18 protein-coding genes are annotated in these 18,138 nt (G+C 68.8%); 14 read left to right on the top strand and 4 right to left on the bottom strand.

Annotated features, from left to right (window positions below; translation table 11 throughout):
* The first annotated feature begins 9 nt into the window (after positions 1-9).
* Complete coding sequence (locus tag ACTIEW_RS08170; protein WP_439477412.1) at positions 10-732, top strand: RlmE family RNA methyltransferase; 723 nt, start codon at positions 10-12, stop codon at positions 730-732.
* On the opposite strand, the gene ACTIEW_RS08165 is transcribed toward ACTIEW_RS08170, so the two are convergent.
* Positions 729-1,277 carry a DUF2061 domain-containing protein gene (locus ACTIEW_RS08165; protein WP_439477411.1) on the bottom strand — a complete coding sequence of 183 codons (549 nt, stop codon included), beginning with the start codon at positions 1,275-1,277 and terminating at the stop codon, positions 729-731. The two genes, ACTIEW_RS08170 and ACTIEW_RS08165, sit on opposite strands and share 4 nt — an antisense overlap.
* 131 nt (positions 1,278-1,408) lie before the next feature.
* On the opposite strand from ACTIEW_RS08165, the gene guaB reads away from it, so the two are divergent.
* From guaB to guaA, 5 genes are read left to right on the top strand one after another with little or no spacing between them, the layout of a single operon-like run.
* Complete coding sequence (guaB, locus tag ACTIEW_RS08160; RefSeq protein WP_439477410.1) at positions 1,409-2,869, top strand: IMP dehydrogenase; 1,461 nt, start codon at positions 1,409-1,411, stop codon at positions 2,867-2,869.
* Between the two features lie 17 nt (positions 2,870-2,886).
* Positions 2,887-3,288 (top strand): MAPEG family protein, encoded by a 402-nt coding sequence (locus ACTIEW_RS08155; RefSeq protein ID WP_439477409.1) that lies wholly within the window; start codon positions 2,887-2,889, stop codon positions 3,286-3,288.
* Positions 3,289-3,297: 9 nt separating this feature from the next.
* Positions 3,298-4,704: an RsmB/NOP family class I SAM-dependent RNA methyltransferase gene (locus tag ACTIEW_RS08150; protein ID WP_439477408.1), complete on the top strand. Its 1,407-nt coding sequence runs from the start codon at positions 3,298-3,300 to the stop codon at positions 4,702-4,704.
* On the top strand, positions 4,701-5,348 hold the full coding sequence (locus tag ACTIEW_RS08145; protein ID WP_439477407.1) for a 5'-methylthioadenosine/S-adenosylhomocysteine nucleosidase: 648 nt from the start codon (positions 4,701-4,703) through the stop codon (positions 5,346-5,348). Before ACTIEW_RS08150 ends, ACTIEW_RS08145 begins: the two co-directional genes overlap by 4 nt.
* A complete protein-coding gene (gene guaA / locus ACTIEW_RS08140) occupies positions 5,345-6,907 on the top strand; it encodes a glutamine-hydrolyzing GMP synthase (RefSeq protein ID WP_439477406.1) in 1,563 nt (520 codons plus the stop codon). Before ACTIEW_RS08145 ends, guaA begins: the two co-directional genes overlap by 4 nt.
* A 320-nt stretch (positions 6,908-7,227) precedes the next feature.
* Here the strand turns inward: guaA and ACTIEW_RS08135 are convergent, their stop codons facing one another.
* Positions 7,228-9,477 (bottom strand): TonB-dependent receptor, encoded by a 2,250-nt coding sequence (locus tag ACTIEW_RS08135; protein ID WP_439477405.1) that lies wholly within the window; start codon positions 9,475-9,477, stop codon positions 7,228-7,230.
* Between the two features lie 174 nt (positions 9,478-9,651).
* Here ACTIEW_RS08135 and ACTIEW_RS08130 point away from each other — a divergent pair, with 174 nt between their 5' ends.
* From ACTIEW_RS08130 to ACTIEW_RS08100, 7 genes are all read left to right on the top strand, one after another.
* Positions 9,652-10,770 (top strand): helix-turn-helix transcriptional regulator, encoded by a 1,119-nt coding sequence (locus tag ACTIEW_RS08130; RefSeq protein WP_439477404.1) that lies wholly within the window; start codon positions 9,652-9,654, stop codon positions 10,768-10,770.
* A gap of 122 nt (positions 10,771-10,892) precedes the next feature.
* A complete protein-coding gene (locus ACTIEW_RS08125; protein WP_439477403.1) occupies positions 10,893-11,627 on the top strand; it encodes a hypothetical protein in 735 nt (244 codons plus the stop codon).
* Positions 11,624-12,508, top strand: a complete 885-nt coding sequence (locus ACTIEW_RS08120; RefSeq protein ID WP_439477402.1) for a CsgG/HfaB family protein — start codon at positions 11,624-11,626, stop codon at positions 12,506-12,508. Before ACTIEW_RS08125 ends, ACTIEW_RS08120 begins: the two co-directional genes overlap by 4 nt.
* A 39-nt stretch (positions 12,509-12,547) precedes the next feature.
* Positions 12,548-13,093, top strand: a complete 546-nt coding sequence (locus ACTIEW_RS08115) for a hypothetical protein (RefSeq protein ID WP_439477401.1) — start codon at positions 12,548-12,550, stop codon at positions 13,091-13,093.
* A 56-nt stretch (positions 13,094-13,149) separates the two neighbouring features.
* Positions 13,150-13,593 (top strand): hypothetical protein, encoded by a 444-nt coding sequence (locus ACTIEW_RS08110; RefSeq protein WP_439477400.1) that lies wholly within the window; start codon positions 13,150-13,152, stop codon positions 13,591-13,593.
* Positions 13,593-14,237 (top strand): hypothetical protein, encoded by a 645-nt coding sequence (locus ACTIEW_RS08105; RefSeq protein WP_439477399.1) that lies wholly within the window; start codon positions 13,593-13,595, stop codon positions 14,235-14,237. Before ACTIEW_RS08110 ends, ACTIEW_RS08105 begins: the two co-directional genes overlap by 1 nt.
* Positions 14,238-14,248: 11 nt before the next feature.
* Positions 14,249-15,046 carry a YkgJ family cysteine cluster protein gene (locus tag ACTIEW_RS08100; protein WP_439477398.1) on the top strand — a complete coding sequence of 266 codons (798 nt, stop codon included), beginning with the start codon at positions 14,249-14,251 and terminating at the stop codon, positions 15,044-15,046.
* Between the two features lie 257 nt (positions 15,047-15,303).
* Here the strand turns inward: ACTIEW_RS08100 and ACTIEW_RS08095 are convergent, their stop codons facing one another.
* Positions 15,304-15,834 carry a 6-pyruvoyl trahydropterin synthase family protein gene (locus tag ACTIEW_RS08095; RefSeq protein ID WP_439477397.1) on the bottom strand — a complete coding sequence of 177 codons (531 nt, stop codon included), beginning with the start codon at positions 15,832-15,834 and terminating at the stop codon, positions 15,304-15,306.
* A gap of 214 nt (positions 15,835-16,048) precedes the next feature.
* Between ACTIEW_RS08095 and ACTIEW_RS08090 the strand changes: the two genes are divergently transcribed.
* The gene (locus ACTIEW_RS08090; RefSeq protein WP_439477396.1) at positions 16,049-17,437 is read left to right on the top strand and encodes an aldehyde dehydrogenase family protein; all 1,389 of its coding nucleotides are present in this window, start codon (positions 16,049-16,051) and stop codon (positions 17,435-17,437) included.
* Here ACTIEW_RS08090 and ACTIEW_RS08085 read toward each other — a convergent pair.
* Positions 17,434-18,135, bottom strand: a complete 702-nt coding sequence (locus ACTIEW_RS08085; RefSeq protein WP_439477395.1) for a Crp/Fnr family transcriptional regulator — start codon at positions 18,133-18,135, stop codon at positions 17,434-17,436. The genes ACTIEW_RS08090 and ACTIEW_RS08085 overlap by 4 nt on opposite strands.
* Positions 18,136-18,138: the final 3 nt, after the last annotated feature.

The following is an 18,138-nucleotide window of genomic DNA, read 5'->3' as shown; positions in this document are numbered from 1 at the left end:
GTGGATGCGATGACTGACGAAGAAAAGCCCGACGCCAAAGAACCTGGGCGCCGACGGATGGTGCGGCCGCCCTCGGGCGGCACGGCCGCCGGGCGCGGCATGGGCACGAAGATGAAGACGGCGGACACCAAGTCGATGTCCAGCCAGCAGTGGATCAAACGCCAGCTGTCCGACAAATGGTCCGAGCGCGCCCGGGCCGAGGGCTGGCGCAGCCGGGCGGCCTTCAAACTGCTGGAGATCGACGACCGGTTTCACCTGATCAGACACGGCAGCCGGGTCATCGACCTGGGCGCCGCGCCGGGCGGCTGGGCCCAGGTGGCGGTCAAGCGCGGAGCGACCTCGGTGGTCGGGGTCGATCTGTTGCCGGTCGAGCCGGTGCCCGGCGCGATCATGATCCAGGCCGACTTCACCCATCCGGGCGTCGATCAGCAGATGATGGACCTGCTGGGCGGGGCGCCCGATCTGGTCCTGTCCGACATGGCCCACAACACCGTCGGCCACCGCCAGACCGACCACCTGAAGATCATCGCCCTGATCGAGATCGCCGCCGACTTCGCCATTCGCACGCTCAAGCCGGGCGGGCATTTCGTGTCGAAGAATTTCCAGGGTGGCGACGCGGGAGGGGTTCTGGCCCGGCTGCGCGCCGAGTTCGAGACGGTCAAATACGTCAAGCCGGAGTCGAGCCGGAAGGACAGCGCCGAGGTGTTTCTGGTGGCGATGAACCGGCGCTAGGCCGAGGCCATCTCCGCGGCCCGCGCCGCCTTGCGGGCCTCGACCCGGGTCCAGATGCGGTCATGCAGGGTGAAGAAGACCGTCTGCACCAGCGGCTCGATGATGCCGATGGCCAGCGACACGCGCCAGTCCCGGGTCAGGGCGAAGGCGACAGTCACCGCCACGACGAAATGCATCAGGCCATAGGTGACGGATTTTACCGCGATCTGTTTCAGCGAGCGGGGCAGGGCGTGGCTATGGCCGCACTGGCCGTGGGCGCGGGTCTGTTCCTCGGGCGCCATGATCTGGAGGCGCGCGGTGAACGCCTCCGACGCCTCTTCAAGGCTGGACAGCATCCGCCGGCGCTCGATCCGGTGCCAGACGCGGTCGTGGATCGAATAGGCGATGGTCTGGAAAAAGGGCTCGACCATCCCGACCGCCAGCGCCAGCCGCCAGTCGCGCGTGATAGCGAAGGCCACCAAAACGGCGACCACCAGGTGCATCACGCCATAGCTCGCGATCTTGAGCGCGAGACGGCGGGCGGTGCTGATGAGCATACGGACCATGGGTTTCCCAGATGTGGGGTGGGCGCCGCACCCGGCAAGCCAATTGTTCTTATCGTCACGATAAGGGCGGGCGGCCCTTGCGGTTCCACGCCCCTGACCGCTATACGCGGCCCGCAAAACGGAGACTCCTCATGGAGATACGCGAAGGGCTCACCTTCGACGATGTTTTGCTGGAACCCGGCCCGTCAGAGATCATGCCCGCAGACGCGGATGTCTCGACGAAGCTGACCCGCGACATCAGGCTGAACATCCCGCTGACCTCGTCCGCGATGGACACGGTCACCGAAAGCCGGCTGGCCATCGCCATGGCCCAGGCCGGCGGTCTGGGCATCCTCCACCGCAATATGACGGTCGAGGAACAGGCCGACATGGTGCGTGAGGTCAAACGCTACGAAAGCGGCATGGTCATCAATCCGGTGACCATCACGCCGCAGACCACGCTGGGCGAAATCCGCGCCATCGTGGCCAAGAAGAAGATCTCGGGCTTTCCGGTGGTCGATCCGAAGACCGGCAAACTGGTCGGCATCCTGACCAACCGCGACATGCGGTTCGACACCGACCCGAATCGCAAGGCCATCGAGCTGATGACCACGGGCGATCTTGTCACCGTGCGCGAGGGCGCCGGACGCGACGAGGCCCGGGCCCTCCTGCGGGACCGCAAGATCGAGCGGGTCATCGTGGTCGACGAGGACTATCGCGCCACCGGCCTGATCACGATGAAGGACATCGAGAAGGCCCAGGCCCACCCCCACGCCGCCAAGGACGATCAGGGCCGGCTGCTGGTCGGCGCCGCCTCGACCGTCGGCGACGCGGGCTATGAGCGGGCCATGGCGCTGGCGGAAGCGGGGGTGGACGTGGTCGTGATCGACACCGCCCACGGACATTCCATTCAGGTCTCGCGCGTGGTCGAGCGGATCAAGCGGGAATCCAACCGTATCCAGATCATCGCCGGCAATGTCGCGACCTACGAGGCGGCGCGCGCCCTGATCGACGCGGGCGCCGATGCCGTGAAGGTCGGCATCGGCCCGGGCAGCATCTGCACCACCCGCATCGTCGCGGGCGTCGGCGTGCCCCAGTTGACCGCGATCATGGAGGCCGCCCGCGCGGCCAGGGAATCGGGTGCGCCGGTCATCGCCGACGGCGGCATCAAATATTCAGGCGACCTCGCCAAGGCCATCGCGGCCGGTGCGTCCTGCGCCATGATGGGCTCGATGTTCGCCGGGACAGACGAAAGCCCCGGCGAGGTCTTCCTGTACCAGGGCCGATCCTACAAGTCGTACCGCGGCATGGGTTCGGTCGGGGCGATGGGGGCCGGCTCGGCCGACCGCTATTTCCAGAAGGAAGTCGAGGACAGCCAGAAGCTGGTGCCCGAGGGGATCGAGGGCCAGACGCCGTACAAGGGGCCGATCGCCCCCGTGCTGCATCAGATGGTCGGCGGCCTGCGCGCCGCCATGGGCTATGTTGGCGCCGCGACCATCGCCGATCTGCAGGACCGCGCGCGTTTCGTGCGCATCACCGGCGCCGGGCTGCGTGAGAGCCACGTCCATGACGTGATGATCACGCGCGAAGCGCCCAACTATCGACAGGGTTGAGCGGGGAGGCTCACGCCATGGATATGACGCATGAATTCATCGTGCTGGCCTTCACCCTGGTGCTGGCCATCGTCCAGATCGGCTGGGCCGCCAGCGCCCGCACGGCCGAGCTGGGTCTGAAGTGGAACGCCGGCGCCCGCGACGGCGAGGTCCCGCCGCCCGGCAGGATGGCCGGCCGGCTGATCCGCGCCCAGGCCAATCTGTTCGAAACCCTGCCAATCTTCGCCGCCGCCGTGATTATGGCGCATGTGGCGGGCAAGGACGGCGGCCCCCTGACCCTGTGGGGGACGCATCTCTATCTTTTCGGTCGCGTGATCTACCTGCCCCTCTACGCCTTCGGCGTCGCCTATGTCCGGTCTCTGGTCTGGGGCGTGTCGTTCGTGGGCCTGGTCATGGTCATCGTCGCCCTGTTCGTTTGAAAGCCTGAATTGACCCCAGCAGCCCGCCTCGCCGCCGCCGCCTCTGTCCTGGACAGTATCGCCCAGGGCCGCGCCCCCGCCGAGGTGGTGATCAAGGCCTGGGGGGCCGCCAACCGCTATGCGGGATCCGGCGACCGCCGCGCCGTCGCCGAGCGGGTCTATCAGGTGCTGCGCGCGCGCGGCCGGCTGGTCGCCGCCATGGGCGGGCGTGAGGACGGACGGGCCCTCGTCGTCGGAGCCCTTGCCTTCCTCGACAACCTCTCGCTGGGAGAGATCGAGGCGCTCCACTCGGGCGAGGGCTATGGCCCGCGTCCGCTGTCGAAACAGGAGCGGGCCCGGATCGCGGCGGGGGAGGGCGACCTGCCCGGGACCGCCACCGACCTGCCGGCCTTCGTGGTCGAGGACCTGAAGGCGACCTTCGGCGACCGCTGGAGCGAGGAGGCCAAAGGCCTGATGGCGCGCGCGCCGGTCGATCTGCGCGTCAACACCGCAAAGACTACGGTCGAAGCGGTCCGGGCCGAGCTGAAGGCGACCGGCCTGACGCCCGAGCTCACGCCGTGGTCCGCGGTCGGCCTGCGCCTGCCGTCCGAGCCGGCGCCGAACGTCCAGGCGCTGGACGCCTTCAACGCCGGCCGCGTAGAGATCCAGGACGAGGGCAGCCAGCTGACCGCCTGGGTGGCGGGCGCCGGCCTGTCGTTCACCCCGGACAGCATCGTCGTCGACTATTGCGCGGGCGGCGGCGGCAAGACGCTGGCGCTGGCGGTGCAGGGCCTGCCCGCGGCCGATCCGTCGCGGGTCGCCGCCCCTACCCCGGCCGGCTGGTCGCCGACCGGCGCCGACGAACTGGCGGCGGCGAAGTCCGCCCCGGCGGCCGCGCCCATGCGGCTGATCGCCTGCGACGTGGTGCAGAAGCGGCTGGACAACATCCGTCCGCGCCTCGCCCGCGCCGGCGTCGCCGCCGACCTGCGGCTGATCGGCCAGAACGGCGGCGGGGTGGAGGAGTTCAACGGCAAGGCGGACCTCGTGTTCGTCGACGCGCCGTGCAGCGGTTCGGGCGCCTGGCGCCGCCGTCCCGAGGACGCGTGGCGGCTGAAGGCCGACGAGATCGAGCGGCTGCACGCCCTGCAACTACGCATCCTCGGTCAGGCCGCGGCGCTGGTGAAGCCGGGCGGGCGGCTGGTCTATGTCACCTGCTCGGTGCTGGCCCGCGAGAATGAGGCCGTCGCCGACGCTTTCGAGGCGGCCAACGCCGGCTTCCGCCCGCTGCCGGTCGCCGACGTGCTGGGCGCGGCCACCCTGACCGACGCCGCCCGTACCCGTCTGGCCGAGGCCGCTTCGGGCGGTCGCCTGCGCCTTTCGCCGGCCTCGACCGGCACCGACGGTTTCTTCGTGGCCCTCTACGAGCGGCGGGCGTGAGCCGGGACTGGACCCTTTCCAGTTTCGGTCCGAAGACCGCCCTCTGCGTCATGGCCGCCGAGCCCGAATACGGCCCGGCGCTGCGCAGCCGCATCCGGCCGCTGATCACCGGCGTCGGCCCGGTCGAGGCCGCGGCGGGCGTCGCCCAGGCGCTCGCCACTTTGCAGAAGGAAAACGCACTGCCGGACCTGATCGTCTCGCTGGGCTCGGCCGGTTCATGCACCCTCGATCACGCCCGCGTCTATCGGGTCGCGGAGGTCAGCTACCGCGACATGGACGCCAGCGCTCTCGGCTTTCCGAAGGGCGAGACGCCGTTCCCGCGCCTGCCCGCCATCCTGCCGCTGACAGACGGACCCGCCGCCTTGCCGACGGCCCGTCTCGCCACCGGCGCCAGCGTCGTCTCGGGCGCCGCCTATGACACCGTCGACGCCGACATGGTGGACATGGAGACTTTCGCCGTCGTCCGCGCCGCCGCCCGCTTCGGCCTGCCCGTCATCGGCCTCCGCGGCGTTTCGGACGGCCGCACCGACCTGTCCGAACTGTCCCATTGGACCAATGCCCTCGCCGAGATCGATCTCCGGCTGGCCGAGGCGCTCGACCTGTTGCATGACCATTTCACGCCTGTTCTCACGGAGCCCGCATGACCGCCCCCGCTGATCACCAGAAGGTCCTGATCGTCGATTTCGGCAGCCAGGTCACCCAGTTGATCGCCCGGCGCCTGCGCGAGGCGCGGGTCTATTGCGAGATCCATCCGTACGACAAGGCGAACGCGGCGCTGGCGGCGATGAAGCCCCAGGCCATCATCCTGTCCGGCGGCCCCGCCAGCGTGCACGAGGCCCACAGCCCGCGCGCCCCGCAGGCGGTGTTCGAGGCCGGGGTGCCGGTGCTGGGCATTTGCTACGGCGAGATGACCCTGTGCGAACAGCTGGGCGGCAAGGTCGAGGGCGGCCATCACCGTGAGTTCGGCCGCGCCGAAATCACCGTCCGGAAGGCCTCGCCCCTGCTGGCCGACCTGGCCGCCGTCGGCGAGGACGAGACGGTCTGGATGAGCCATGGCGACAAGATCGTCGCCATCCCCGAGGGCTTCGACGTCGTCGCCACCTCGGAAGGCTCGCCCTACGCCGTCATCGCCGACGAGGCGCGCCGCTTCTACGGCGTCCAGTTCCACCCCGAGGTGATGCACACCCCGCGCGGCGCGACGATCCTCAAGAACTTCACCCATGGCATCGCCGGCCTGGCCGGCGACTGGACAATGGCCGCTTATCGCGACGAGCAGATCCAGAAGATCAGGGCGCAGGTCGGGAATGCGAAAGTCATCTGCGGCCTGTCGGGCGGCGTAGACTCCTCGGTGGCGGCGGTGTTGATCCACGAGGCGATCGGCGACCAGCTGACCTGCGTCTTCGTCGACACCGGCCTGTTGCGCAAGGACGAGGCCGCACAGGTCACCACCCTGTTCCGTGAACACTACAATATCCCGCTGGTGCACGTTGACGCGTCGAAGGAATTCCTCGGCGAGCTGGCCGGCGTCTCGGACCCCGAGACCAAGCGCAAGATCATCGGCCGGGTCTTCATCGAGACCTTCGACCGCGAGGCCCACAAGGTCGACGGCGCCGAATTCCTCGCCCAGGGCACCCTCTATCCCGACGTGATCGAGAGCGTCTCGGCCTCGGGCGGCCCCTCCGCCGTGATCAAGAGCCACCACAATGTCGGCGGCCTGCCGGACTTCATGAAGCTGAAGCTGGTCGAGCCACTGCGCGAACTGTTCAAGGACGAGGTCCGTGCTCTGGGCCGCGAACTGGGCCTGACCGACGCGTTCGTGGGGCGTCATCCCTTCCCCGGGCCGGGTCTGGCCATTCGCATCCCCGGCGAGATCACCGCCGACGCCGTCGAGACCCTGCAGCAGGCCGACGCCATCTATCTGGAGGAAATCCGCAAGGCCGGCCTCTACGACAGCATCTGGCAGGCCTTCGCCGTCCTGCTGCCGGTCAAGACCGTCGGCGTGATGGGCGACGCCCGGACCTATGAGAAGGTTCTGGCCCTGCGTGCCGTGACTTCGACGGACGGCATGACCGCCGACTTCTTCGAGTTTCCCTGGGACGTGCTGGGCCGCTGCGCCACGCGCATCGTCAACGAGGTGCGGGGCGTGAACCGCGTCGTCTATGACGTGACGTCCAAGCCGCCGGGAACGATCGAGTGGGAATGAGAGGCCTAACAATAATCCATATGAAGCCATGTGTTGTCGGGATTTTGGCGTGACGTGATCCCGATGGTCAACTGGCTGGTTGGTCTTCCAGGTAGTGGAAAACAAGGCCAAAAACCTGCAGGTACGAGCGGCAGGAGTTTCCAACGGCCCATCGCTGACGGTATTCCTGACGGCAGGGTCCATAGAATGGAACCCAACCCGTCAGATGAGCGGGAGGCGCAAAGGAGCCTGGATGCTGCAGAGTCTCTCGAGGCTCCAGGCGCGCTGGCGGCGATCGGGAATCGCGACCGTCTTGAGCCTGAGACCGTCACAACGTCCGTTTAGAAGGCGTAGTCCAGCCTTACGCCCCATTCTCTCGGCCGCCCGAAGGCGACGTCGGCCAGGCCGATGCTAGCGCGCCCGTCCAGCGCGTTGGTGATATAGCGGACGTCGGTCAGATTGGTCCCGAACAGGGTGATCGACCAGCCTTGGCGTGGGGGCTCGAAGGTCAGCCCGGCGTTGATCAGGCCAAAGCCCGCCTGAGCTGTCAGTGGCGCGTTGTCAGGCGTGTTCTGGACGCGAGCGCGATAGGCGTAGTCCGCGCGCGCCGTCAACCGACCGAGCGCGAGGTCCACGCCCTGCTCGATGCTCAGGTTGACGGACCATTCCGGCGTCTTGGGCAGGTCATGGGCCAGGGTGACACCGGTCACGGACGGCTCAAGCTGTTCATAGCGTCCGTCGAGGCGGCCCACGCCGAGGTCCAGCCGCAGGTCGGGGGTGGGCCGTGCGCTCACCTCAAGCTCGAACCCGTCGATGCGGGCCGAACCGGCATTGTCGACGAGCACCACCGGGGCGCCGCCGTCCGCGCTGAGCCGGAACAGTTGCAGGTCGGTGTAGTCGCCGCGGAACAGGGCGAGGTTGATGGCCAGCCGCCGGTCGAAGGCGCTGGCCTTGATCCCGGCCTCGTAAGACAGGACGTATTCGGGATCGAACGGCGTCCGGGCTTCGAAGGCCGACTGGGAGCGGCCATTGAACCCGCCCGACTTGTAGCCGCGCGCCACCGACAGATAGGTCATGACCCGCGGACTCCAGCGGTAACGCGCCACCGCGCTGGGCGTCATCGCCCGCCAGTCGCCGCCGGTCGTCACATCATAGGCGGTCGTTCCCGATGAGAACCTGTCGAAGCGGGCATGGTAGTCCTTGCTGTCCCAGGTCTGTCGCAGGCCGGCGGACACGGACAGCCGGTCCGTCAGCTGAATGTCCACATTGGCGAACACGGCCTGACTTTGGCTGTCGATCTCGCCCACGATCTCGCCATCGAGGTCAAGACTGACATGAACGGGATTTCCGGCGCCGCCCAAGCCCGGGATCAGGCCGACGGGAAAGGCTTCCAGCGCGGCGAACAGGCCGGGCGCGACCCGCAGCCGATAGGCGTCGTCGCCCCGTTCGGAGAAATAAAGTCCCCCGACGACATAGGAGAGGCGGCCCTCCAGCGCGGACCCGACCCACTGGATTTCCTGGCTGAACTGACTCATCCGGTCGGACACGCCCTGCTCGAAATAGGTCAGGGGCGAATGGTCAGGGTCGGAGTCGAACACCGCGTCGTGGCGGCGCCAGGCGGTGATCGACCGCAGCGTTCCGACGGAGCCGCGCCATTCCGCCGTCGCCGCCAGACCACTCTGATCCAGATCGCTGGTGTTCGCTCCCGTTCCGAAGGTGACGTCCGGGTCGGTCGGAACGAAGCGGCCGTCATAGGTCTCGCCCCGGGGCGCCCCGACGAGGGCGTTCCACAATGCCACAAGGGGGGCGGCCGGATCGACCGCCACGAGGCCGGCCGGCGCGACGGTGTCGCGACGGCGGGCGTAGTCGGCCGACAGGCGCAGCTCGAAACCCGGGTCGGGCCGCCAGTCCAGGCGCAGACCGAGGCCGGCGGACTCGATCGCCCCCAGGGTTCCTCCGTCCGGCCGGGTCACGAAGCCGTCGCGCCGATCCGAAAAGGCGACCACCTTTCCCAGCAACCGGTCGGCCATAAGCGGCGCGTCGACCACCAGGGAGAAGTCGCGCCGGTCCAGCCCGCCCAGGGTCGCCGTCGCGCGTCCGCCGAAGGTTTCGCCCGGACGCCGGGTCGTCAGGCCGATGGAGCCGCCCACGCTGTTCTTGCCGAAGGCCGTGCCTTGAGGGCCTCTCAGAACCTCGATCCGTTCGAGGTCCACCAGCCCCATCATCGAGCCGATGGAACGCGCCACATAGACGCCATCGACATAGACGCCGACGCCGGGTTCGGCAGTGAACAGGAAATCGGCCTGGCCGACGCCGCGGATGAATATCTGGGCGTTGGTGCTGCCGCCCGTGTCGCCCGTGCCGGGATCGAACACCAGATTGGGGACGAAGGCGTCGATCTGGGACAGGTCGGTCAGGTTGCGCGCCCGAATGTCGGCTCCGGTCAGGACGGTCGCGGAGACGGGCGCGTCCTGAAGATGCTCGTTGCGCCAGCGCGCGGTGACGATGACGTCGTCGATCCGGTCCGCTCCGTCGGGCCCGGGGTCCTGCGCCGCCAGACCGATAGCGAGGGCGACTGCGCCGATCAGCATGGGTGAGCCTGACGCCCGTTGCGCGTTGGAGGGAGCGTCTGTGACGGAGCCGTCAAACGCGTGGTCGCCTGGCCGATCATTGAACTGTCACGCTTTCCTCAAGGATCGCTAGCATGGGGGGTCCGTTTGGACTAGCGTTGGGTGATCAATGTTCACCATCAGGGGTCTTGCGCGATGCTGAGGGCCGGGGAGGACGACGGACTGGTCTCCCATTTCTACGCCTCGGCGATGGGCGACACGCCGTGGACGGCGACCCTGGAGCGTCTGACGGCGGCGTTCGGCGGCCAGACGGCTGTTCTCAGCCTTCGCGACGCCGGCGATGAGACCTTCGCCGTCGAAAGCCACGGCGCTTCAGCCGAGTACGCCGCCGCAGCCTACGCCAGCGAAGTCCTGCGCAACGATCCGCGAATGCCCTGTTTCTTCAACGCGCCGAAAGGCAGAGTCTATTTCGACCATGCGCTGTTCGACGTCGAGGAGATGCACAACAATCCCCTGTGCCGCGAGTCGGACGCCATGTTGGGCACGCGGTTTCAACTGGGCGTCATGACGGACCTGCCGGGACAGGTCACAGCGACGGTGGGGGTGATGCGCACCGCCGAACAGGGTCACGCCTGCGAAGCGGACATCGCCGCCTTTCGTCGGCTGGCTCCGCATGTGGAACAGGCCCTCGCCCTGGGGCAGGTGATCGAACTGAAGGCGACGACGCAATCCATCCTGCTGGAAGCCCTGGCGCGCAAGGCGGACGGCGTCATCCTGCTGGACCGCGCCGGCGCTCCTTCCTTCATGAACGACGCCGCGCGCGTCATCCTGGCCGCCGGCGACGGCCTGGCCTGGGGTGTCGAGGGCTTCGTCACCGACCGCGGACCCGAAACCCTGCGGCTGGGCGGGCTGATACAGTCGTCCCTTGACCCGGCGGGGTCGTTGGCCACGCGACGTGGCGGCCAGATGCCGGTCCACCGCCGGTCGGGGCGCCATCCCTATGTCTTGAGCGTTATTCCGGTCCCGCCGCAGGAGCGGTTCCTGTCCGGTCACAGAATCGCCGGCGTCATCCACATCCAGGATCTTGCGACAGTCGCCCTGCCTTCCCACGAGACCCTTGCCGCGGTGTTCGGGCTGAGTGAGCGCGAGGCGGATCTGGTCGTCGAACTGATCCGCTGCCCAGGCCTGGGTCAGGCGTCGGCCCAGGCCGGCATGGCCCTGAACACCGCCCGCAATCACCTCCACAGCATCTTTCTGAAGAGCAACACGACCAGCCAGGCCGAGATGATCCAGATGCTCGGTCGCCTGCTCTGAGTGGGGCTGGACCGGGCGCGAGACTGGTCCGATCGGACTAGCCGAGCCGCATCGACAGCTTAACCCCTCCGTGAAAAGCGTGGGAAACCGCGAGTTTTCGAGCGGATGCCGGGACTGTCGTGATGACGTCGAGACTGGGACTGATCGCGCTGGCGGGTCTGGCGGGTCTGGCAGGTCTGACAGGACTGGGGCTGACGGCGCTCGACGTCGACGCCCAGACGACGCGGAGCACGGGCGGCTACATCTTTACGGACATCATCATCACCTCGATGCGCGGTGGTCGCGCCGTCGCCACCACCCGCACCGACGGCCAGGGCAATTTTCGCTTCGACCTGCCCGCGGGCGACTACAACATTTGCCTGAACGGACCAGGCCTGAGGTCGGCGATCGATCGCTCGGGCGGTTCCGCAGAGAGCGACAGCATCATCGGCGTGCTGATCGGGCTGCTGCTGCCGGCGGCCCGGGCCGCGCCCACCGAACAGCAACGGACCTTTCCCAGCGTCGGCGCCGGGCTGGGTCAGAGCCCACGAGGCGGCCCGCCACCGATGGCGCGCGACCTGTGTTTCCCCTACGTCGTCGAGGTGTCGATCCGTCAGACGGGCCCGGGTCCCGGCGATCTGGACAGTGACGGGAGGCCTGACCGCGACTTCAATGGCCAGGATCCCGCCGAACCCGGATCCACGGGCGACAGCGCGCGTCTCCAGCGAGAGGGGAGACCCATTGGAACGAATAACGGCACGGGCGACGCCGACCGTCGGGTCGATCCGCGCATCCCGCCGCCCGGCGCGCGGGGGGTGCCGGCGCGCCCCGCCGCCCCGACGGTAACGGTCACCGGCACGGTCCGGCTGGTACGATGAACATGATCACCCTGAACCGAAGACTGATGCTGTCCGGCGCCGCCCTGGTCCTGGTCGCCGGCGCTGCCGCTCGCGTCGAGGCGCGGCCCCAGAACCGCCCGGCCTATGACGGCCTGCGCAAGACCATCGCGGTCGACCTGTTCCAGGCCACCGAGGCGGTCGGCGGCTCGGTCACCGCCGAGGGCATGACCGCCATGCTGACCCAGGCCCTGGTCGAGGACGGCCGTTTCCTGGTGGTCGAGGGCGGCGGGGGGATGGAGGCCAGCGCCATCGTGCGCGGGACCGTGACCAAATACGAGGCGGCGGCCGGCGGCGGCGGTATGAGCATCAGCGGCGGACCTCTGGGCGGGCTGCTGGGCGGTCGGGCCAGCACCCGCAGCCAGACCGCGGTGATGGAGATCGCCCTGCGCCTGGTCGACGTCGCCAGCGGCCAGGTGGTCTCGACCTCCAACGCCCAGGGACGCGCCTCGTCGCGCACGTCCGAGGCCGGACTGGTGGACAACTGGGGCGGCGGGCATCTGGGGGGCGAAATCTTCCGCGCCACCCCGATCGGACAGGCGGGCCAGGACGCCATCGTCCGGGCCGTGGACCAGATCGCGGCGGGCATGCGCCGCGTGGAATGGACGGCCCTGGTCGTCGATGCGGCCGCAGCCGGCATCTATCTCAACGCCGGAGCCGACCGCAACGTCCAGCCGGGCCTGACACTCAGCGTCTGGCGGCCCGGCCGCACCCTGACCGATCCCGGCACGGGCCAGGTTCTGGACGTCGAAATGGCCCGCATCGGCCGGGTCCAGGTCGAGACCGTGCGCGACCGACTGTCGATTGCCTCCGTCATCGAGGGCGAGCCGCCGATGCGCGGCGACGTACTGAAGGCGGACTGACGACCCTCGCTCCCGAACCCAACCCGAAGGAGAATTGCGATGAAGACCTCTGTTGGAACCTTCGCCCTGATCGGCGCGGTGTTGCTGGCCGGAGCGGCCCTGGCCCAGACGCCCCCGCAACCACGCGGCGGCCCAACCGTTGCGGCCGGCCCTCGCACGACCGCGCCGCCGACGTCCGGCGGCGAATCCGGTTCGGAAAACGGACAAACGCGGGCAATCGTTAACTCATCAGGCGGAGTCATCGCCGCCGAAACCTCGACCCCGGTGAACGGCATCGGCGGGACAGGCGGCGGCCGGTTCACCTTCGTTTCGCCCGGCCGTCGCACAACCGCGCCGCCGACACCCGGCGGCGAATCGGGTTCGGAAAATGGAGAAACGCGGGCAACCGTTAACTCATCCGGCGGACACATCGACATCGAGTCTTGGTCATGGGGGCGGATCGACCGGGTGAATACGGCCGAGGCGTGCACAGCGCGGCGGGGCGAAGTCGTCATGCATCAGGGCGTCCGGCAGTGTCGCCTGCCGGCGACGACCCGCCGAGACGAGCCCAATGTGACCATGCATGACTTCTCGATCACGCGATAGGCCGGCCCCGTCGCCGGACAGCGCCGATGATCCGACCCGACCCTGGGAGACCGACCATGACCGTCCGTACCGCCCGCTTCACCGCCATCGCCGTCGTCGGCCTTTTACTCGGGGCCTTCGTGGGCCCAGGCGACCCTGTGCCGGGCACGTCGGTCGGCCTCGACCATGATCCCGGAGGCCTGGTCGCGCCAAGGGCGACGGATGACCTCGGTCGGGCCGAGTTCGCCGTCGGACCCGGCCGCTATTCGGTCTTCCTGATCAACCCGTTGGTCCCGACGATCGTGACGGTCACGCCCGTCAACGACGCGCCGGCGATGATCTCGGCGCCGATCATGCCGGGTCGGGGTCGGGTCTATGCGGTCGATGCTGCGGGACGCCGGCTGACGATGGTGGTCCCGCGCGGCGGCGGTCGCGTTCGTGTCGCCCTGACCGAGGCCGGCCCACCCGCAGCGCCACGTAGCTGGACTCCGCTCATACCCCGACCGCGGGAGGATCGTTGATGACCATCGGCCGCCTCCTGCTCGGCGCCCGGCTGCGGCTTGGCGACGCCAACCATCCAGCCCGCTCCAGAACAGACAAAGGTAATGACATCATGCGGAAAACAGCCCTCATCCTGGCCGGCGCGGCCATGTTCGACCTCGGCGTCGTCGTCGTATCGGTCCAGGCGCAGGAAAGCTCGCGTCCGTCGCCAGGAGCCGTCGCCACGGCGCCCGGAGCGACCCCGAACCGGGATCACATTGACCAGGACGCCCAGATCACGGCCTGCGCCAATGGCAAACACATCCCTAACGCCCCGCTCAGCGCATGTCGGGCGACCCCGCCGGAGTCATCGGGCCCAGCCGGTCAGACGAGAGCCGTCGACATGTTCCTGAAGATCGGTGCCGACTTCACAGCTCGGGCCTGTGCGTCCCGGCGCGGCGCGGTCGTCAGGCATGAGGGGGTTCAGCAGTGCCGCCTGCCGGCGACGGGAGACCTCGACATCCACAAACAGGGTGTCGCGTTGAACTTTTTGAAGATCGACATCGAATATACGGCTCGCGCCTGCATCGCCCAGCGGGGCGAGGTCGTCACGCGGGATGGTGTCCAGCAGTGCGCCCTGCCGGCCGAACCGGGGACCGGCGGGGCCAGACCCAACCGGCGATAGTGGTTGAAAAGATGAGCCCCAGGCGCGCCGACGTACGCCGCGGGACGCCGCCGCAAAGGGTCGATCCGGACGATGATGCGGTCGTGCGCCTGTCGGCGGCCCCGTCCGGCGGGGGGGCAACCGCGACCGGCCGGGTCCTTCTGGAGATGCGAGGAGAGCGGATCCCAGTCGAGATGTCCGTGCCCGCCGGCCTCGTCGCGGTCGAAGACGTGCTGCCCATCGTCCACGGCCTCAGCAGCCTGTTCGCGACGCGGGCGACGGAGCGGGCCGAGGCCGAGGGACGGGAGATTTCCTGCCGCGCCGGCTGCGGCGCCTGCTGTCGCCAGCTGGTGCCGGTCGCCCCCGCCGAGGCGCGCGCTTTGGCCCGGCTGGTCGAGGCCATGCCCGAGGCCCGACGCGAACAGGTGCGCCGCCGCTTCGACGCGGCCCTCGACGTTCTGGAGCCGCTGGGTCTCATGCAGCGCCTGGAGCGGAGCAGCGGCGATCGCCAGTTGATCGCGCGGGAGTATTTCGAGGCCGGCGTCGCCTGTCCCTTCCTTGAGGACGAGGCGTGTTCGATCCACGCCGACCGTCCGCTGGTGTGCCGGGAATATCTGGTCACCTCGCCGCCGGATCTGTGCGCCGCCCTGTCTCCGGGCATCGAGAAGGTGACCCTCGAGGCCCGGCCGTCGCTGGCCCTCCTGAACGTCGACCTTCGCGACGGCTGGCTACCGCTCGTGCTGGCGCTGGTTCAGGATGCCCAAGCCCCGCTGTCGCCCCGCGACCGCCCGGCGGCCGACATCCTGAAGGACGTGATCGCCGGCCTGTGAGACTGGACGACGCACGGTCGCGACGGGTGGCGGGGGCGAGGCGGATCCGGCCGCTTGATCAGCGGAGAACCGCGAACTCCCTGTCAAGGACGATAGGGCGGGGGCGTTGACGCCCAACCGCAGCAAGAGTTCCGGCCCCCAACGGGGGGTGGCGTTTCGCTTTTTCTCCGGCGATCCTGTTTAAGCATCGCCCTCCCGTCTGCGTCGGGAGTCCGCTTCGAGCCGCCCTATCGCCTGGCTGTGCGGCTTGGGAGATTTCAGCGCGCGCCCTTGTCGATCGACGAGTCCGCCAACAGGCGTGCGTAGACTTCCAGGTCGATCTTTGAGAGCAGGGCGGTCGGGTTTTCATAGATGGCGCTGTTGGCTCCATGCTCGAAACATTCGACGCTTTGGACCCAGCAGCGCCCGCCGGTGGCTTCCCGTATCAAGCCTTCGGCGTGTTCGAGAACATGCTGCGACAGGCGTTCGCAGCTGGTTCCGGGGACCAGTCTCGCCTGGGCCAGGCCGAGAGTCTCCAGATGCAGGAAGGCGTCCCGATCAGGGTCGTCGTCGCTGACCAGAAGCGTATGGTCGAAAGTCGCGTGAAGCCATTCCCGGATACGGCCGAAGCCGCCCTTGCCGAAGTCTACGACCCAGCCGCGATGGTCGAGCTGTTCGGCGGCGAAGGTGAAGCGAAAGCCCAGCGAATAGCCGTGGAGAAGGTGGCAGTGGCTGTCGGCGGCCCATTGTCTGAAGGCGCACGACAGACCTCGATCGGCGCCGTAAGTCTTGGTGGATAGGTGGGCCATGAAGGGTTTCCGCAGCGGGGCGCCGTCGTCAATAGATGGGTTTCCGTTCCTGAGGCAATTCGGCGGTTGGGGCACCGCGCGTTCCGGCCGGGGCTGATCATGCCGCGGCCGGCGATGATGCGCCGCATGGCGTTGCCCGCCGCGGTGTGCGACCGGGACTGTCGCGCCGGAGCCAGCTGCCCTGCCGTAACGGGAAGTCTTCACGAGGTTCGCCATGGATGCGTCGTCTTCTGACCGGAGCTATGACCGCGCCGTCGCTAGAGCCCGGGCGGCCTTTGACGAGGGCCGGACGCGTGATCCCGTCTGGCGTTCCGCGCAGCTCGCCGGGCTGATCCGCCTGGTCGACGGGCATGAAGAGGACATCGTCAGGGCGCTCGCCCGGGACCTGGGCAAACCGCGCGCCGAGGCCCTCACCGCCGAGGCGTGGCTGGTCCGGGCCGAGGCCCGGGAGACGGCCCGGGCCTTTCATCGCTGGGCCCGGCCCCGGAGGGTGGGTACGCCGTTATCGCTGTTCCCGGGCGCGGCCCGGGTCGTGCCGGAGCCGCGCGGCCTGGCCCTGATCATGGGGGCCTGGAACTACCCCTTCCTCCTGACCCTGTCGCCGCTGATCGGCGCGCTCGGCGCCGGGTGCGCCGTGGTCGTAAAACCCTCCGAGCAGGCGCCGGCCACGGCCGATCTGCTGGCGGAGCTCCTGCCCCGCTATCTCGACCCGGAGGCCGTCCAGGTCGTCCAGGGGGACGCGGACGGGGCGGCGCGTCTTCTGGAGCAGCGGTTCGACCTCATCCTCTACACCGGCGGGGCGCGGGTGGGGCGGCTGGTGATGGCCGCGGCCGCCCGACACCTGACGCCCGTGATCCTGGAATTGGGCGGCAAGAGCCCGGCGCTGGTGCACGACAGCGCCGACTTCGCCGAAGCCGCCCGCCGCATCGCCTGGGGCAAGTCGCTGAATGCTGGCCAGACCTGCACCGCGCCGGACTATGTGCTCGTCCCGCGCGACCGGACAGACGCCTTCCTCGAGGCCTATCGCGGGGCGCTGGCGCGATTCCATGGCGGCGACGCGGCGACCAGTCCCGACTATGGACGGATCCTGAACCGGCGTCATTTCGAACGGCTTTCAGCCTATCTCAGCGACGGGCGGGTCGTGATCGGCGGTCGCACCGATCCGGTGCGCCTGTTCATCGAGCCGACGGTGCTGGTCGACGTTCCGGTCGATGCGCCGGTCATGCAGGAAGAGATCTTCGGCCCGGTCCTGCCGTTGATCCCCTATGATAGCTGGGATGAGGCGTTGGCCTTCGTCCGGGCGCGGGACAAGCCGCTAGCCGCCTACGCCTTCGGTCGCGACCGCGGCGCCATCGACCGGGCCGAGCGGGACATCAGCGCCGGGGCCTTCTGCGGCAATGACGTGATCCTGCAGCAGACCGTTCCTGACCTGCCGTTCGGCGGGGTGGGCGCGAGCGGCATGGGCGCCTATCACGGCCGCGCCGGGTTCGATGCCTTCTCGCACGCCAAGGCGGTGCTGCGCCGCCCGGTCCGGTTCGACAGCGGCCTGCGGTTCCCGCCCCATTCCGAAGGCAAGCTGCGTCGGTTGCGGTCGTTCTTCTAGGACCGCGACCGCCCGCATTTCTGCTGGAGCGTTTCGAGATCGAGAACGACGAGGCGGGCGTAGCGGGTTTCAATCACCCGCTCCCGGCGCAGCCGTCCCAGCAGCGCGGCCAGGCTCTGGCGCGAGACCCCGACCAGGGCCGCGAGATCCTCCTGACTCAGCCGCAGATCGATCTCGACGCCGGTTCCGACCGGGCGTCCGTGGCGACCCGCCATCTCGGTCAGGATGAAGGCCAGACGGGCCTCGGTCGAGGCGGTCAGGGTCTGCTCCACGAAGGCCAGGGCGGCGCGCTGATGCTGGCAGGTCAGCGCCCCGATCGCACGGTCGAAACGTGGATGCGCGGCCGCGATGAGATCGATCCGGATCGAATCGACATGCAGGACGACGGAGGGGCCGAAGGCGATCGCATCGTGAAAGCGGGGCTTGCCGTCCAGCACCGACATCTCGCCGAACCAGTCGCCGGGCCGCAGGATCAGGTAGACGAGACGGCGCCCGGCCTCGGAATGTCCGATCAGCCGGATTTCCCCCTCGAGCACCGCATGGAGACCATCGCCCGGATCGCCCGCGCGATAGACGGCGGCGCCGTTGTCGACGGCCCGGACCCGGGCGGCCCCCAGCAGCGCCGCGCGAGTGTCCGACGGCAAGGCCCCCAGCCAGGCGTCAGACCCGAGAATGCGGCTGGCGGCGGCGATCTCCATGCG

The organism is Brevundimonas sp. (assembly GCF_051860745.1).
GTDB lineage: Bacteria > Pseudomonadota > Alphaproteobacteria > Caulobacterales > Caulobacteraceae > Brevundimonas.
Note: the sequence above shows the minus strand (reverse complement) of the source record. Positions and strands in the feature narration are given on the sequence as shown.

Excerpts from the sequence above, each read along its gene's own strand:
- ACTIEW_RS08170 (WP_439477412.1), top strand. The coding sequence starts at position 10 with ATGACTGACGAAGAAAAGCCCGACGCCAAAGAACCTGGGCGCCGACGG.
- ACTIEW_RS08165 (WP_439477411.1), bottom strand. The coding sequence starts at position 1,277 with ATGGTCCGTATGCTCATCAGCACCGCCCGCCGTCTCGCGCTCAAGATC.
- guaB (WP_439477410.1), top strand. The coding sequence starts at position 1,409 with ATGGAGATACGCGAAGGGCTCACCTTCGACGATGTTTTGCTGGAACCC.
- ACTIEW_RS08155 (WP_439477409.1), top strand. The coding sequence starts at position 2,887 with ATGGATATGACGCATGAATTCATCGTGCTGGCCTTCACCCTGGTGCTG.
- guaA (WP_439477406.1), top strand. The coding sequence starts at position 5,345 with ATGACCGCCCCCGCTGATCACCAGAAGGTCCTGATCGTCGATTTCGGC.
- ACTIEW_RS08135 (WP_439477405.1), bottom strand. The coding sequence starts at position 9,477 with ATGCTGATCGGCGCAGTCGCCCTCGCTATCGGTCTGGCGGCGCAGGAC.
- ACTIEW_RS08130 (WP_439477404.1), top strand. The coding sequence starts at position 9,652 with ATGCTGAGGGCCGGGGAGGACGACGGACTGGTCTCCCATTTCTACGCC.
- ACTIEW_RS08125 (WP_439477403.1), top strand. The coding sequence starts at position 10,893 with ATGACGTCGAGACTGGGACTGATCGCGCTGGCGGGTCTGGCGGGTCTG.
- ACTIEW_RS08120 (WP_439477402.1), top strand. The coding sequence starts at position 11,624 with ATGAACATGATCACCCTGAACCGAAGACTGATGCTGTCCGGCGCCGCC.
- ACTIEW_RS08115 (WP_439477401.1), top strand. The coding sequence starts at position 12,548 with ATGAAGACCTCTGTTGGAACCTTCGCCCTGATCGGCGCGGTGTTGCTG.
- ACTIEW_RS08110 (WP_439477400.1), top strand. The coding sequence starts at position 13,150 with ATGACCGTCCGTACCGCCCGCTTCACCGCCATCGCCGTCGTCGGCCTT.
- ACTIEW_RS08105 (WP_439477399.1), top strand. The coding sequence starts at position 13,593 with ATGACCATCGGCCGCCTCCTGCTCGGCGCCCGGCTGCGGCTTGGCGAC.
- ACTIEW_RS08100 (WP_439477398.1), top strand. The coding sequence starts at position 14,249 with ATGAGCCCCAGGCGCGCCGACGTACGCCGCGGGACGCCGCCGCAAAGG.
- ACTIEW_RS08095 (WP_439477397.1), bottom strand. The coding sequence starts at position 15,834 with ATGGCCCACCTATCCACCAAGACTTACGGCGCCGATCGAGGTCTGTCG.
- ACTIEW_RS08090 (WP_439477396.1), top strand. The coding sequence starts at position 16,049 with ATGGATGCGTCGTCTTCTGACCGGAGCTATGACCGCGCCGTCGCTAGA.
- ACTIEW_RS08085 (WP_439477395.1), bottom strand. The coding sequence starts at position 18,135 with ATGGAGATCGCCGCCGCCAGCCGCATTCTCGGGTCTGACGCCTGGCTG.